This is a genomic window from Micromonospora deserti (genome assembly GCF_003236335.1).
GTDB lineage: Bacteria > Actinomycetota > Actinomycetes > Mycobacteriales > Micromonosporaceae > Micromonospora > Micromonospora deserti.
In genome coordinates this window covers 1-807 of the sequence record NZ_POUB01000528.1, presented here as the reverse complement: position 1 = coordinate 807, position 807 = coordinate 1, and the positions used below count along the sequence as shown (strand labels likewise).

Annotated in this window: 1 protein-coding gene; it reads left to right on the top strand. The window is 77.2% G+C overall.

The features are described 5' to 3' along the window. Positions 1 to 314: 314 nt before the first annotated feature. On the top strand, positions 315 to 807 hold a 493-nt coding region (locus C1I99_RS31740), incomplete at its 3' end, for a DAK2 domain-containing protein (RefSeq protein WP_146604118.1).

The following is an 807-nucleotide window of genomic DNA, read 5'->3' as shown; positions in this document are numbered from 1 at the left end:
CCGCCCAACCGGCCCGGGGTGGCGGCCGGGCCGGAGCCGTCACCGCGGTCGCGCTCGGTCCGTGCCGTCCCTCCCACCCGGCCGTACGGACCCTGCCAGCCGGCCGTACGGAGGGACGCGAGCATCGAATTCCGCTACCCGGCGCACATCACCGCGCCCGACGGTACCCGCCCGGGCCGCCGGCGTGACCAGGTGCCCGCTCACCCGTCGGCTCCTCGCCGCCGGCCACGAGCTGTCGGCACCACCCGCCGTGTCGGACACGCCGCACCCGACAGCCGACGACCTCGTCGGTGCGCGCCAGTAGGCTTCTCGCCGTGCTGGACACCCTCGACGCCGCCGCGGTGCGCCGCTGGTGCACGGGTGGGCTGGCCGCGCTCCGGCGCCACCAGGGCGAGATCGACCAGCTCAACGTATACCCGGTGCCCGACGGCGACACCGGCACCAACCTGGTGCTCACCCTCGCCTCGGCGCAGCAGGCCCTGGCGATGGATTTCGACACCCAGCCCGACGGCGGCACCACCCCGCACGGGCACGCGCTGCGGCTGATGGCCCGCGGTGCGCTGCTCGGCGCCCGGGGCAACTCCGGCGTGATCCTGTCGCAGATCCTGCGCGGCTTCGCCGATGCGACGGCGGCCGTGCCGGTGGTGCGGGGGCGGGAGCTCGCCGCGGCCTTGCGCGACGCCACCACCGCCGCCTACGACGCGGTCGCCCGCCCGGTCGAGGGGACGCTGCTCAGCGTGGTCGCCGCGGCCGCCGCCGCCGCGGAGCGGGCGGACAGCGACGACCTGCGGGTGGTCGCTGTCCGCC